At 62.1% G+C, this 13,750-nt stretch carries 15 protein-coding genes; 12 read left to right on the forward strand and 3 right to left on the reverse strand.

The features are described 5' to 3' along the window. Positions 1–67 precede the first annotated feature (67 nt). The 4 genes from RX328_RS04435 (at position 68) to RX328_RS04450 (ending at position 2,873) form a co-directional block, all read left to right on the forward strand. On the forward strand, positions 68–895 hold the full coding sequence (locus RX328_RS04435) for a sterol desaturase family protein (RefSeq protein WP_213248523.1): 828 nt from the start codon (positions 68–70) through the stop codon (positions 893–895). Between the two features lie 135 nt (positions 896–1,030). Next, a complete protein-coding gene (locus RX328_RS04440; RefSeq protein WP_409410741.1) occupies positions 1,031–1,525 on the forward strand; it encodes a pilus assembly protein N-terminal domain-containing protein in 495 nt (164 codons plus the stop codon). Positions 1,526–1,707: 182 nt separating this feature from the next. Further along, positions 1,708–2,268 carry a TadE/TadG family type IV pilus assembly protein gene (locus RX328_RS04445; RefSeq protein ID WP_213248521.1) on the forward strand — a complete coding sequence of 187 codons (561 nt, stop codon included), beginning with the start codon at positions 1,708–1,710 and terminating at the stop codon, positions 2,266–2,268. A gap of 20 nt (positions 2,269–2,288) precedes the next feature. Then, positions 2,289–2,873: a TadE/TadG family type IV pilus assembly protein gene (locus RX328_RS04450; protein WP_213248840.1), complete on the forward strand. Its 585-nt coding sequence runs from the start codon at positions 2,289–2,291 to the stop codon at positions 2,871–2,873. A gap of 130 nt (positions 2,874–3,003) precedes the next feature. On the opposite strand, the gene RX328_RS04455 is transcribed toward RX328_RS04450, so the two are convergent. From RX328_RS04455 to RX328_RS04465, 3 genes are all read right to left on the reverse strand, one after another. Then, positions 3,004–3,216, reverse strand: coding sequence for a cold-shock protein (locus RX328_RS04455; RefSeq protein WP_002714433.1), 213 nt, complete (start codon positions 3,214–3,216; stop codon positions 3,004–3,006). A 268-nt stretch (positions 3,217–3,484) separates the two neighbouring features. Further along, on the reverse strand, positions 3,485–3,769 hold the full coding sequence (gene infA, locus RX328_RS04460) for a translation initiation factor IF-1 (protein ID WP_025588295.1): 285 nt from the start codon (positions 3,767–3,769) through the stop codon (positions 3,485–3,487). A gap of 23 nt (positions 3,770–3,792) precedes the next feature. Further along, positions 3,793–5,238, reverse strand: a complete 1,446-nt coding sequence (locus RX328_RS04465) for a DEAD/DEAH box helicase (protein ID WP_213248518.1) — start codon at positions 5,236–5,238, stop codon at positions 3,793–3,795. Between the two features lie 542 nt (positions 5,239–5,780). Between RX328_RS04465 and urtA the strand changes: the two genes are divergently transcribed. The 8 genes from urtA to RX328_RS04505 all read left to right on the forward strand — a co-directional run bounded on the left by urtA (position 5,781) and on the right by RX328_RS04505 (position 13,485). Further along, positions 5,781–7,097 carry an urea ABC transporter substrate-binding protein gene (urtA, locus tag RX328_RS04470; RefSeq protein ID WP_213248516.1) on the forward strand — a complete coding sequence of 439 codons (1,317 nt, stop codon included), beginning with the start codon at positions 5,781–5,783 and terminating at the stop codon, positions 7,095–7,097. A 177-nt stretch (positions 7,098–7,274) separates the two neighbouring features. Next, complete coding sequence (gene urtB / locus RX328_RS04475; protein ID WP_213248838.1) at positions 7,275–8,843, forward strand: urea ABC transporter permease subunit UrtB; 1,569 nt, start codon at positions 7,275–7,277, stop codon at positions 8,841–8,843. Positions 8,844–9,036: 193 nt separating this feature from the next. Next, positions 9,037–10,203 carry an urea ABC transporter permease subunit UrtC gene (urtC, locus tag RX328_RS04480; protein ID WP_213248513.1) on the forward strand — a complete coding sequence of 389 codons (1,167 nt, stop codon included), beginning with the start codon at positions 9,037–9,039 and terminating at the stop codon, positions 10,201–10,203. 4 nt (positions 10,204–10,207) lie between these two features. Then, positions 10,208–10,969 (forward strand): urea ABC transporter ATP-binding protein UrtD, encoded by a 762-nt coding sequence (gene urtD / locus RX328_RS04485; protein ID WP_213248511.1) that lies wholly within the window; start codon positions 10,208–10,210, stop codon positions 10,967–10,969. A 160-nt stretch (positions 10,970–11,129) separates the two neighbouring features. Next, on the forward strand, positions 11,130–11,825 hold the full coding sequence (gene urtE, locus RX328_RS04490) for an urea ABC transporter ATP-binding subunit UrtE (RefSeq protein WP_213248509.1): 696 nt from the start codon (positions 11,130–11,132) through the stop codon (positions 11,823–11,825). A gap of 36 nt (positions 11,826–11,861) precedes the next feature. Then, a complete protein-coding gene (locus RX328_RS04495) occupies positions 11,862–12,698 on the forward strand; it encodes an urease accessory protein UreD (protein WP_213248507.1) in 837 nt (278 codons plus the stop codon). A 42-nt stretch (positions 12,699–12,740) separates the two neighbouring features. Beyond that, positions 12,741–13,043, forward strand: a complete 303-nt coding sequence (locus tag RX328_RS04500) for an urease subunit gamma (protein WP_028349318.1) — start codon at positions 12,741–12,743, stop codon at positions 13,041–13,043. Between the two features lie 136 nt (positions 13,044–13,179). Continuing rightward, positions 13,180–13,485, forward strand: a complete 306-nt coding sequence (locus RX328_RS04505) for an urease subunit beta (protein ID WP_213248505.1) — start codon at positions 13,180–13,182, stop codon at positions 13,483–13,485. The last annotated feature ends 265 nt before the right edge of the window (positions 13,486–13,750 follow it).

Raw genomic sequence — 13,750 nt, forward strand, 5'->3', positions numbered from 1 at the left:
CCTGGATCAGCTTCGATTTGTAGCGGGCGAACTGGCGGGCGAGCCGGGATTCTGGTACGCGGGCCGGATGAACCTGCCGATCGAAGTCGTGGAAATGCTGGGCCAGACCATGGCCAAGGTGGTGCCGGTCACGATCGCGCTGGCCCTCGTGTTCTCGCTGCTTTCGCATTTCTGGGCCTGCAATCCCGGCAAGCCGTGGTGGCGCAAGCGCGAACTCGTCACCGACATCTGCTACTGGTTCCTGGTGCCGCTATTCGCGCGCGTATTCCGCATCGGACTATTGGTGCTGGGCGCCGCTTTGCTGTTTGGAATTCACGATGCCGACGAGCTGATCGCCTTCTACGACAACGGCCACGGCCCATTGTCGAGGATGCCGTTGTGGCTGCAGGCGGTCCTGTTTCTGGTCGCTGCCGACTTCATGATGTACTGGCTGCACCGCATGTTCCACGGCGGCGGATTCTGGAAATACCACGCCATTCATCATTCGTCGGAAGATGTGGACTGGATCTCGGCGGCACGCTTTCACCCCGTCAACCTGCTGTTAGGTACCATCGGGGTCGACGTCGCGCTGCTGATCGCCGGAATTTCGCCGGGCGTGATGCTGTGGCTCGGGCCGTTCAACATCTTCCATTCGGCGTTCGTTCACGCCAATCTCAACTGGACGCTGGGGCCGTTCAAATACGTCGTGGCGACGCCGGTGTTTCACCGCTGGCACCACACCTCGCGCGAGGAGGGCGGGGACACCAACTTCGCCGGCACGTTTCCGCTCTGGGACATCCTGTTCGGGACCTTCCGAATGCCGCCGGATCGCCTGCCGGAGCAGTACGGCGTGGACGATCAGTCCTCGTTCCCGCGCGAAATCATTGGGCAACTGGCTTACCCATTCCGCAAATAGGCCGGCGGCGGATTTCTTGCCGTACGGCGGGGCCTATTTGCCGTTTGTTCATGAATTGTCGTCAGATTCACCTTGTCGGGCGCCGGTTCCGCTGCGTATCGCCATCGCCGGCTTGTTGATGCCCCGGGGTAAAGTATGTCGTTCAAGTTCCCGCGTATTCGCGCACGCGCGCGTTTTGGATTGCGTTTCCTCGCTGCAGGAATGCTGTTGTGGCCGGCCCTCGGTCTGGCCTCGCCCGATCCCGACCGAATAGCCGTCTATGTCGATCAGGCGAAGCTTGTGAAGCTTCCCGCCAAGGTCTCCACCATCGTGGTCGGAAACCCGCTGATTGCAGACGTTACGCTGCAGAGCGGCGGCATCGTCGTCGTCACCGGCAAGGGCTACGGCGCGACCAATTTCATCGCCATGGACCGCAACGGCGAGGTGCTGGTGGACCGCCAGATCCAGGTCGAAGGCCCGACCGATCAACTCGTCACCGTCTACCGCGGCGTCGAACGCGAATCCTATAGCTGCATGCCGATCTGCCAGCGCCGCGTCACCCTTGGTGACGGCGACGGCTACTTCAAGACTGCAATCGATCAGGCCGGCTCGCTCTCCAGCCAGGCCGCCGGGTCCGCGGGCAGCAAATGAACTGAACCTGTTGCGCAGGGCTCGCCGTCCCGTTCGGTGGTCGCGTCGGCGCTGGTCTTCGGGGCGCGGTTAATATCCGCTTAATGGCGCAGGCCGTTCTGTCTGGATCGGACGAAACAATTCAACAATTAGTTTCGGATAGGTTTTCGCGGCAATTCCCCTCGCGTTCTGAGGTCTCTTCGATGCCGCCTTCCACAGCTTCCAAGACAAACATCCTGCGCAGGTTTGGTCGCAATCGAAGGGGCTCGGCCGCTGTCGAGTTTGCGCTGGTTGCGCCGATATTCTTAGCCGTTCTGTTCGCGATCATCGAACTGGCACTGGTGTTCTTTGCCAGCCAGATCCTCGAAACCGTGACACAGGACTCGGCGCGTCTGGTCATGACCGGCCAGGCGCAGAACGCCAAATACACCAAGGAGCAGTTCAAGGACATCGTTTGCGCCAGGCTGGTCACGATGTTCGATTGCGCGAATGGTGTCTCGATCGATGTACGGAGCTATCCGGCGTTTGCCGGTGTGAACATCGCCGAACCGATCGATTCTGCGAAGGTCTTTATCGACGACACGAAATACTGCCCCGGCAAGGCGGACGATGTCGTCGTGGTGCGGCTGTTCTATCCATGGCCGGTGTTCGTCACCGGGCTCGGCTTCGATCTGAAGAACCTTGCCAACGGCAAGCGTCTTCTGACTGCCACCGCTGCATTCCAGAACGAGCCGTTTCCGACCCCCGGTGCTACCTGCTCATGAGCGTTTCCATGAAAACGAAAATGCCGTCATCGATTTGGCTGTTGCGCCTGCGGCGCCACGTTGCCGCTCTGCGCAGGAACAACAGCGGTCTCGCGGCGGTCGAATTCGCCATGATCATCCCGCTCATGGCTATGCTTTTCCTTGGAACTTACGAGTTTTCCGCGGGCGTTGCCATCGATCGCAAGGTGACGATCATGGCGCGCACACTCTCGGACCTGACGTCGCAGAACACCGAGGTCACCGACGACAAGTTGACCAACTTCTTTAATGCCGGCAAGGTGATCATGACGCCCTATTCGTCTTCGTCGACCACGCTGCAGGCGACGATCAGCGAACTGTATATCAATCCAGACACGCTGAAGGCGCGGGTGCAGTGGAGCAAGGGCGCCGAAGCGCATTCGGACGGCAACATCATCGAGATCCCGGATGCTCTGAAGATTGGCGACACCTACCTGATCTACAGCGAGGTGAAGTACAAATACGTGCCCAGCGTCGCCTGGTTCATCAACAAGGTGAGCGGCATCACGCTGAGCGACGTCTCCTACACCCGTCCGCGCCAGGGGCTTTGCGTAAAGTACAAGACGACGGACTGCACCAAGAAGTGAGGCGGCCGCCACTGATCGGATGAGTGCGTCGAAAAAGAATTATAAAGAAAAAGGCCGCGCCATGGGCGCGGCCTTTTGATTTATTCAGGAGCGATTTCCGGGACGCTCTCGCATCGCCCCGGAAAATCGCTTATCCGGCGGCACGCAGATTGTCGGCCGAAGATTTGCCAGAGCGGCGATCTGCCACGATTTCGTAGGAGATCTTCTGGCCTTCACGCAACGTTCCGAGGCCGGCACGCTCGACAGCGCTGATGTGCACGAACACGTCATTGCCGCCGTCATCCGGCTGGATGAAGCCATAGCCCTTGGTAGCGTTAAACCACTTCACGGTTCCCATGCTCACTGGGGTAGTCCCTTCTCAGATAGACAAGTCGTAGCCCACCTTTCGATGGGCTGGTGAGATCGAATTTTTGGAAGGGTCGTCAGCGTCTAAACCGGCTGTACCGGTGGATAGCTAATGTCGTCCGGCCGAAAATCGATACCTAATATTATTCGATAGTAGGGTCCAAAACAATCCTGACGTGCGATTTTTTGATTCGGCCGGCCAGCCGCCCTCGATCGCGCGCGACGCGGCTGCGTCGGGCGCGATTTCAAGGGCGTTTACGATGCGTTTACCGGCGGCGGAACTGGCCGCCGCGCGGCGGCGCGCCACGCGGGGCGCCCGTCGACGGGCGCTCGTCCTTGTGTCGGAAGATCAGGCGACCCTTCTCCAGATCGTATGGCGACATCTCGATCGTCACGCGATCGCCTGCCAGCGTCTTGATCCGGTTCTTCTTCATCTTGCCCGCGGTATAGGCAACAATCTCGTGTCCGGCATCGAGCTGCACGCGATAGCGCGCGTCGGGGAGGATTTCGGTCACCAGTCCTTCGAACTGGATCAGCTCTTCTTTAGCCATGGTGGTCTCCAGGTCGATCGAGGCTAGCGCTGCGGTCGGTGGCTACGGTTCGGTTGATTATTCGGACGGCTCTCGCGATGCAAGAAGGCGACGCCTTGAATGCCTTCGCTGTGGCCGGCCTGGCTCTTGCCGCCCTGCTGCGCCGGACGCGGCCCTTCATGCCGGTTCGGCTGCGGCGCATTATTACCACCACCGCGGCGGCGTCGGCGAGGGCCTTTTGAAGGCTGGCCCGCGTCATTGGACCTCACGGTGTGGGCACGTGGCGCCGAGCGTCCACCCCGGTGTTGGGCAGGCGCGGCAGGCGCGGCGTCGCTTCTGCCCGGCGTGCGGCGGTCTTCCCGCGGCAGCGCGATGCGAATTAGCCGCTCGATGTCGCGCAGATAGCCCATTTCCTCGGCGCCAGCGATCAGCGAGATCGCCACGCCCTCGGCGCCGGCACGCGCGGTGCGGCCGATGCGATGGACATAGGTTTCGGGAACGTTGGGCAGGTCGAAATTCACGACATGGCTGATGCCGTCAACGTCGATGCCGCGCGCGGCAATGTCGGTGGCGACCAACGTGCGGATCTCGCCGGAGCGGAACGCCGCCAGCACGCGTTCCCGGTGGTTCTGCGACTTGTTGCCGTGAATGGCGTTGGCGTTGATACCGGCCTTGGCCAGCACCTTCACCACCTTGTCGGCCCCGTGCTTAGTGCGGGTGAAGACCAGCGCACGGTCGACCGGTTCCTGCTTCAAAAGCTGCGCCAGCACCGCTGGCTTGGCCGCGAAATCGACCTGGATGATGCGCTGGGTGATCCGGTCGGCCGTCGAGGCCACCGGCGTCACCGCCACCCGTGCAGGGTCGCGCAGCATGGATTCGGCGAGTTCCGCGATATCCTTCGGCATGGTGGCCGAGAAGAACAGCGTCTGCCGTTTGATCGGCAGCTTGGCGACGACTTTGCGGATGTCGTTGATGAAGCCCATGTCGAGCATGCGGTCGGCTTCGTCAAGCACGAGGAACTCGACCTGGTTCAGCTTCAGCCCGTTGCTCTGGACGAGGTCGAGCAGGCGGCCGGGGGTCGCCACCATCACTTCGACGCCCTGCATGACCGAGCGGACCTGGCGGCCCATCGGTACGCCGCCGATCGCCAGCGCCGAGGTCAGGCGGATGTGGCGGCCATAGGCGTTGAAGCTGTCGAGGATCTGGCCTGACAGCTCGCGGGTCGGCGACAGCACCAGCACGCGGCAGCTCTTCGGCTGCGGCCGGATTCGGTTCTCCAGGATCCGGTGCAGGATCGGCAGCGCAAAGGCTGCGGTCTTGCCGGTGCCGGTCTGGGCGATGCCGACCACGTCACGGCCGGTCAACGCGATAGGGACGGTCTGGGCCTGGATGGGTGTAGGCGTTTGGTAGTTCTCTTCTTTGAGCGCACGCGAGATGGGATCGGCGAGGCCGAAATCCTGAAAGGAGGTCAAAAGGGTGGTTCTTTCCATTAAAAAGGCAGGCGCCCGGCTTCCATGGCCAGGAGCGCGCGAGTGTGTCTAAGACACCCGCGTGTTGGGGGCGTCGGTTTTGCTAGCTGAAGGGGGCAAGCCAGAAACCGCAAAACGGGATCAGAACACGCGGCTCGCAGGGACCCGATGATTCTCTAGGTCACGACAGTCATATGGAGCACCTGCGCACCGCTTTCAAGGTGAATTCGGTGCGCCCCGCCAGCGCGGTTAAAAGAAACCGATTGGCCAGATCGCGCCGTGCCGCCCGGCGGACCCAAACGACCAAATTTCGTGCAACAAATTTAGCCAAATAGCGGCATTTGCACAAAAAATGGATAGTTTGCCACCAAAGCATACATTTCTGCCGTCTAATAAATAGGCAGATTTCCCGCCGGCGGTTTTTGCCACGCCGGAATTTCCGAGCGATTATAGGAGTTTATGGGGCCATCGAGCGATGGCATGGTTCTTGCGATTCCGTTAACGCAGGCGGCCGTGGGGCCGTTTCGCAGCGTTTAACGCCTGCGTCAGGGAGATGACATTTCATGCTTACAAAATTGATTCACGATATGGCGACGGTGAGCCGCCGCCGCTGGCTGGCGGCCACCGCCGGCCTGGTTTTGGGCTTGGCTGCATTCTCGAACGCCAAGGCCCAGGAGACCATCAAGGTCGGCGTCCTGCACTCGCTCTCCGGCACCATGGCCATCAGCGAAACCACGCTGAAGGACACGATTCTCTTCCTGATCGACGAGCAGAACAAGAAGGGCGGCGTGCTCGGCAAGAAGCTCGAGGCCGTCGTGGTCGACCCCGCCTCGAACTGGCCGCTGTTTGCCGAAAAGGCCCGCGAGCTGATCACCAAGGATAAGGTTTCGGTCGTGTTTGGCTGCTGGACCTCGGTGTCCCGCAAGTCCGTGCTCCCGGTGTTCAAGGAGCTGAACTCGATCCTGTTCTACCCCGTGCAATACGAGGGTGAGGAGAGCGAGCGCAACGTGTTCTACACCGGCGCTGCGCCGAACCAGCAGGCGATCCCCGCCGTCGACTATTTGATGAAGGACGAGAAGGTGAAGCGCTGGGTGCTGGCCGGCACCGACTACGTCTATCCGCGCACCACCAACAAGATCCTCGAAGCCTACTTGAAGTCGAAGGGCGTCAAGCAGGAAGACATTATGATCAACTACACGCCGTTTGGTCATAGTGATTGGCAGACGATCGTGGCCGACATCAAGAAGTTCGGCTCGGCCGGCAAGAAGACTGCCGTCGTCTCCACCATCAACGGCGACGCCAACGTTCCCTTCTACAAGGAACTCGGCAACCAGGGCATCAAGGCGACCGACATTCCGGTGGTCGCGTTCTCGGTCGGTGAAGAAGAGCTCGCAGGCATCGACACCAAGCCATTGCTCGGCCATCTCGCCGCCTGGAACTACTTCCAGTCGATCAAGTCGCCGGAGAACGAGAAGTTCATAAAGGCCTGGCAGGCCTACACCAAGAATCCGAAGCGCGTGACCAACGATCCGATGGAAGCGCACGTCATCGGCTTCGAAATGTGGGTGAAGGCGGTCGAGAAGGTGAAGTCCACCGATCCGGACAAGGTGATCGATGCGCTCCCCGGCATCGAAGCCAAGAACCTGACCGGCGGCACCTCCAAGATGCTGCCTAACCATCACATCACCAAGCCGGTGTTCATTGGCGAAATCAAAGCCAACGGCCAGTTCGACGTGGTGTGGAAGACCCCGGGCCTTGTCGCTGGCGACGCCTGGTCGAAGGAGCTCGAGGGCTCCAAGGACCTGATCGGCGACTGGGTCGGCAAGAAGTGCGGCAACTACAACACCAAGACCAACAAGTGCGGCGGTCAGGGCTCCTGAGCTCGATCTGATCCGAGAGGATCATGATCCGTCTGACTTGCAATAAAGAACTTCCAAGAGTTCTTCGAAGAGACCTACCGGAGAAGGCGGCGATGCCGCCGCCTTCTCCCACACTCCTGCCGGGGTCGTATTGTGTCTGCCAATTTCCTTGATCGCTTTCGCGCGCTTTTGTTCGCGATGCTTCTGGCTGCAGCATTTGCGGCGCCGGCGCTGGCGGGTCCGTTCGAGGACGCCGTCGCCAAGTTCGCCAACGACGATTTTTCCGATACCGATGAGGCGATCGGCGCGGTTGCGACATCAGGCAATCCGCTGGCCTTTCCGATCATCAGCGCGCTGCAGGAAGGCCGGCTGTCGGCCGATCCGGATACCAAGAAGGTTTTCGTCACTCAAAGCGACGGAAAAATCATCGACGCCGCAACCGGCGCGGCCGTCGACAAGCTGCCCGACAATGCGGCCGCCGTTCGCCTCAACAACCGCCTCCGCCGCGCCGTGGAGGCGGCGCTCGGCGGGTTGACGCTGTTGTCACCGGACCCGGGCAAACGCATCGCCGCCGCGGAATCGGTCTTCAAGAGCCATGAGGAGAGCGCGCTGCCCGTAATCGACGGCGCCCTGGCCAAGGAAACCAACAAGGCCATCAAGGCCGCCTTCGCGGAAGCCCGCGCCGCCATCCTGCTCTACAAGTCTGACGCGACCGAGGTCGAGAAGCTCGAAGCGGTCGCGCTCGTTAAGGCGCGCGGCGATCAGGAGGCGATGGCGCTGCTGACCGGCTTGGGCAGCGACCTGCCGCCCAATGTCGCGCGTGCCGTAGCAAGCGCGATCGCCTCGATCCAGAGCAATCTGCAGATGTGGTCGATGGTGCAAAACGCCTGGTACGGCCTGTCGCTGGGCTCGGTGCTGCTGCTTGCCGCAATCGGCCTTGCCATCACCTTCGGCGTCATGGGCGTCATCAACATGGCCCACGGCGAAATGGTGATGCTGGGCGCCTACACCACCTTCGTGGTGCAGGAAGTGATCCGCACCAGCTATCCCGGCCTGTTCGATTATTCGCTCCTGATCGCGGTACCGCTGGCGTTCCTCGTTGCTGGCGCAGTCGGTGTAGCGATCGAGCGCGGCATCATCCGCTTCCTCTATGGCCGCCCGCTGGAAACACTGCTCGCGACCTGGGGCCTGTCGCTGGTGCTGCAGCAGGCCGTGCGCACCGCGTTCGGCCCCACCAACCGCGAGGTCGGCAATCCCTCCTGGATGAGCGGCGCGTTCGAGCTCGGGCAGATCACCATCACCTATAACCGGCTCTGGATCCTCTGCTTCACGTTGGCCGTGTTCGTCATCCTTCTCGCCATGCTGCGCTACACCGCGCTCGGGCTCGAGATGCGCGCGGTCACACAAAATCGCCGCATGGCGGCTTCGATGGGCATCGCCACCTCGCGCGTCGATGCGCTGACCTTCGGTCTCGGCTCGGGCATTGCCGGAATTGCCGGCGTGGCGCTGTCGCAGATCGACAATGTCAGCCCCAATCTCGGCCAGAGCTACATCATCGACAGCTTCATGGTCGTCGTGTTCGGCGGCGTTGGCAATCTCTGGGGCACGCTGGTCGGCGCCTTCACGCTCGGTATCGCCAACAAGTTCCTGGAGCCGGTCGCCGGCGCCGTCCTCGGCAAGATCGCCATCCTGGTGCTGATCATCCTGTTCATCCAGAAACGTCCGCGCGGCCTGTTCGCGCTCAAAGGCCGGGCGGTGGAAGCATGATTCCGGTTTTCGCAATGAATGGCTGCCCGGTGCTCCGCTCCGACTCCCTCTCCCGCGTGCGGGGGAGGGCTGGGGTGGGGGTCTCTCTGCGAGTCACACCGGCCGTGTGGAGAGAATTCCCCCACCCGGATCGCATCATGAGATGCGATCCGACCTCCCCCGCAAGCGGGAGAGGTAAGGGAGGGTGCCGCCAATGACACCGCATATCCTCACACGCTCGCTCGATCGCAGCGCCACGATCTTCCTCGTCGTCGTCGCCGGCCTCGGCGTGCTGATCCCGCTGTCCAATCTCCTGCTGCCGGCGGGCTCCACGCTGCAGGTGCCCACCTATCTGGTCGCGCTGTTCGGCAAATACGCCTGCTACGCCATCCTCGCGCTCTCGATCGATTTGATCTGGGGTTATTGCGGCATTCTCTCACTCGGCCACGGCGCGTTCTTCGCGCTCGGCGGCTACGCGATGGGCATGTACCTGATGCGCCAGATCGGCAGCCGCGGCGTCTACGGCAACCCGGTCCTGCCGGACTTCATGGTGTTCCTGAACTATCCGGCGCTGCCCTGGTACTGGCACGGTTTCGATATGTTCTGGTTTGCGGCGCTGATGGTCATTCTTGTTCCGGGCCTGCTCGCGTTCTGCTTCGGCTGGCTGGCGTTCCGCTCCCGCGTCACCGGCGTCTATCTCTCGATCATCACGCAGGCGATGACTTACGCGCTGCTGCTGGCGTTCTTCCGCAACGATTTCGGCTTTGGCGGCAACAACGGCCTGACCGACTTCAAGGACATCCTCGGCTTCAACGTGCAGGCCGACGGCACCCGCGCCGCTCTGTTCGCGCTGAGCTGCCTGGCACTGATCATCGCCTTCCTGATCTGCCGGGCGGTGGTAACCTCGAAACTCGGCAAGGTCTTGATTGCGATCCGCGATGCCGAATCGCGTACGCGCTTCCTCGGATATCGTGTCGAGTCTTACAAGCTGTTCGTGTTCACGCTGTCGGCCTGCATGGCTGGCGTCGCCGGCGCGCTCTACGTGCCGCAGGTCGGCATTATCAATCCAAGCGAATTCGCGCCGGGCAATTCCATCGAGGCGGTGATCTGGGTTGCCGTCGGCGGCCGCGGCACGCTGGTGGGTGCCGCGCTCGGCGCTGTCGTCGTCAATTACGCAAAGACCTACTTCACCTCGGGCCCGCTGGCCCCGTACTGGCTGTTCATGCTGGGCGCGCTGTTCATCCTGGTGACGCTGCTGCTGCCGAAGGGCATCGTCGGCACCTTCAATGCCTGGCGGGAATCCCGGAAGGCAACCGAGAAGGCCAATGCCGAAAGCGCTGCGCTCGAAGACGGCGTCGGCGAACCGAAGCCGGCGGAGTGAGCGCATGAGTGTCATGGAGGGAAGGACCACTTCGGCGCTGCTTTATCTCGACGGCGTGCACGTTTCGTTCGACGGCTTTCACGCCATCAACAATCTCTCGCTCACCCTCGAGCCAGGCGAGATGCGCGCCATCATCGGCCCGAACGGCGCCGGCAAGACCACGATGATGGACATCATCACCGGCAAGACCAAGCCGGACGAAGGCACGGTGCTGTTCGACGGCATGATCGACCTGACGCGGCTGGACGAAACCCATATCGCCGAACTCGGCATCGGCCGCAAATTTCAGAAGCCGACGGTGTTCGAGAGCCAGACCATCGAGGACAATCTGTTGCTGGCACTCAATGTCGACCACAGCGTCAAGGGCACGCTGTTCTGGCGCGGCAGCAAGGATGAATCCGAGCGGATCGACCGCGTGCTCGAAACCATCCGCCTGACCGACGCGCGCAATCGCCTGGCGGGAAGCCTGTCACACGGCCAGAAGCAGTGGCTGGAGATCGGCATGCTGCTGGCGCAGGACCCGAAGCTGCTGCTGGTCGACGAACCGGTCGCGGGGATGACCGACGTCGAGACCCATCAGACCGCGGAGCTGTTGAAGGAAATCAACAAGGAAAAGACCGTCATGGTCGTCGAGCACGACATGACCTTCGTGCGCGAACTCGGTGTCAAGGTCACCTGCCTGCACGAAGGCACGGTGCTGGCCGAGGGGACCATCGATCAGGTCTCCGCGAACGAGCGCGTGATTGAAGTGTATTTGGGAAGATAGGCGTGGAAGCAGATATGCAGTTTCGTGTCCCGGGCACAGCGCAGCATGAGCGCAGCGAAATGATGCGCTGTAGAACCGGGACCCACTCTGGATCCCGCATCTGTGGTGCATCACTGCGTGCTGCACCGCGCGCGGGATACGAGATGTGGAGGCCGCTTGTATGCTGAAGGTCGACAACATCAATCTCTACTACGGCGCAGCACAAGCCTTGCGCGGCGTCTCGCTGTCCGCCGAGCCCGGCAAGGTGACCTGCGTGCTGGGCCGCAACGGCGTCGGCAAGACCTCGCTGCTCCGCGCGATGGTCGGCCAGTATCCGATCGCCAGTGGCTCGATCATGCTCGATGGCAACGACATCACCGGGCTGAAGCCCTACGAGCGCGCGCGGCGCGGCATCGGCTTCGTGCCGCAGGGCCGCGAGATTTTTCCGCTGCTCACGGTTGAGGAAAATCTCAAGACCGGCTTCGGACCGCTCAAGCGCGAGGATCGCTACATCCCCGACGACGTGTTTTCGCTGTTTCCGGTACTGAATACGATGCTGGGGCGGCGTGGCGGCGATCTCTCGGGTGGGCAACAGCAGCAACTCGCGATCGGCCGTGCGCTGGTGATGCGGCCGAAACTGTTGTTATTGGACGAGCCAACCGAAGGCATCCAGCCCTCGATCATCAAGGACATCGGCCGCGCCATCTCTTACCTGCGCAGTCTCGGCAACATCGCCATCGTGCTGGTCGAACAATATCTCGACTTTGCCTGTGAGCTCGGCGACAATTTTGCGGTCATGGAGCGGGGTGCGGTGAAATATGCCTGCGACCGCGCCAATCTCGATCCCGCGGAGATCAGCCGCCAGATGGCGCTGTAACGTTTTCGAGCGCGGCACACACCGTTTGGGGGACGGATGCGGACCGATATCACGCGCGCGGCTTCGGCAACGTTCGCGGCCAACCGGGCCCAGGGTGCGGTGCGGTTCGGCGTGCATCTGCAGGATGGTGTCACCCGCCGCGGCGACCTGCATGAATCCGGCTCGCTCCGCGTACGTTTTCCCTCGCCCGAAGCAGAAGGGTTGTCCGGCGTGTTCGTCAACACGGCCGGCGGCATTGCCGGCGGCGACCGTTTCGACATCGACATCGGGGCCGGTGAGGGGACGCGGCTGACGCTGACGACGGCAGCGGCTGAAAAGGTCTATCGCGCCCCCGGTCCCGCCGCGCAGCTCAATATTGCCCTGAAAGCCGAAGCCGGCGCCCATCTCGCCTGGCTGCCGCAGGAGACCATCCTGTTTGACCGTGCTCGGATTATCCGCCGCATCGATATCGACTTGGCGGAGGATGCCTCGCTTCTGCTCTGCGAAATCGTGGTGTTTGGCCGCGCGGCGATGGGCGAAACGATGCGGCACGGCGAGTTCGTCGACCGCTGGCGCCTGCGTCGTGGCGGCAAGCTGGTGTTTGCGGAGACCATCCGGCTCGACGGCGACATCGGTGCAAAACTGGCGCGGCCAGCCGTGGCTAATGGCGGCGTTGCCATCGGCACCGCGTTGATTGTGCCCGGCGATGAGGCAGTCGTGGAGCACATCCGCGAAGCCTCGGAAACGTTTGGTGGCGAGGTCGGCATCTCCTGCTGGAATGGATTTGCAATGGCGCGCTTCTTTGCCCAAGATGCGGCCGGGCTGCGCGCCGATATGATGACGGTGCTCGGCCGCGCCAGCGGCGTGGCGCTTCCAAGACTTTGGCTCAATTAACGGCTGTGGCTCAACTAGTCTCTCCTTCACCAGAGTGCTCGCATGAATCTGTCTCCCCGCGAAAAGGACAAGCTCTTGATCTCGATGGCGGCCATGGTGGCGCGCCGCAGGCTGGAGCGCGGCGTCAAACTCAACCACCCCGAGGCGGTCGCCATCATTTCCGATTTCATCGTCGAAGGCGCCCGCGACGGCCGCACCGTCGCCGAACTGATGCAGGCCGGCGCCCAGGTGCTTACCCGCGCGCAGGTGATGGACGGCATTCCCGAGATGATCCACGACATCCAGGTCGAAGCGACGTTTCCCGACGGCACCAAGCTCGTCACTGTGCACGAGCCGATCAGATGAGGCGTGCGGATCTATCAACGTCGTCATGCCCGGGCTTTGTCCCGGGCATCCACGTCTTTCTTGCATCAGATAGTAAGACGTGGATGGCCGGGACAAGCCCGGCCATGACGCAGCAAAGTGTTGTGAGGTAGCAAAGATGATCCCCGGCGAACGCTTCATCAAGGACGGCGAGATCGAACTCAACACCGGCCGCAAGACGGTGACACTCACCGTCGCCAATACCGGCGACCGCCCGATCCAGGTCGGCTCGCACTACCATTTTTTCGAAACCAACCCCGCACTGAAATTCGACCGCAAAAAATCCCGCGGCATGCGCCTCGACATCGCCGCCGGCACCGCGGTTCGTTTCGAACCGGGCCAGACCCGCGACGTGCAACTCGTCGCGCTCGCCGGCAAGCGCACCATCTACGGCTTCCGAGGCGACGTGATGGGCAAGCTGTGATTTGCGGGAACGCGCTGTGATGAGTTGCAGTGAGGTGAGCACACTGGCTGGGCTCCCTCCCCCCTTGCGGGGGAGGGTTGGGGAGAGGGGTATGCCCCGGACTCCGTCCGGAGAGAGTCGTCGCGGTGCGAACCAAACTCGAAATGCGCTCGACAGTCTCGCTGCCGCGATTCGTCAAGCATCGGAGCAAGCGGCACCCCTCTCCCTAACCCTCTCCCGCAAGGGGAGAGGGAACCCTGCCGTCGATGCGTCCCTGACTCGTGCC

It is taken from the genome of Bradyrhizobium sp. sBnM-33 (assembly GCF_032917945.1).
GTDB lineage: Bacteria > Pseudomonadota > Alphaproteobacteria > Rhizobiales > Xanthobacteraceae > Bradyrhizobium.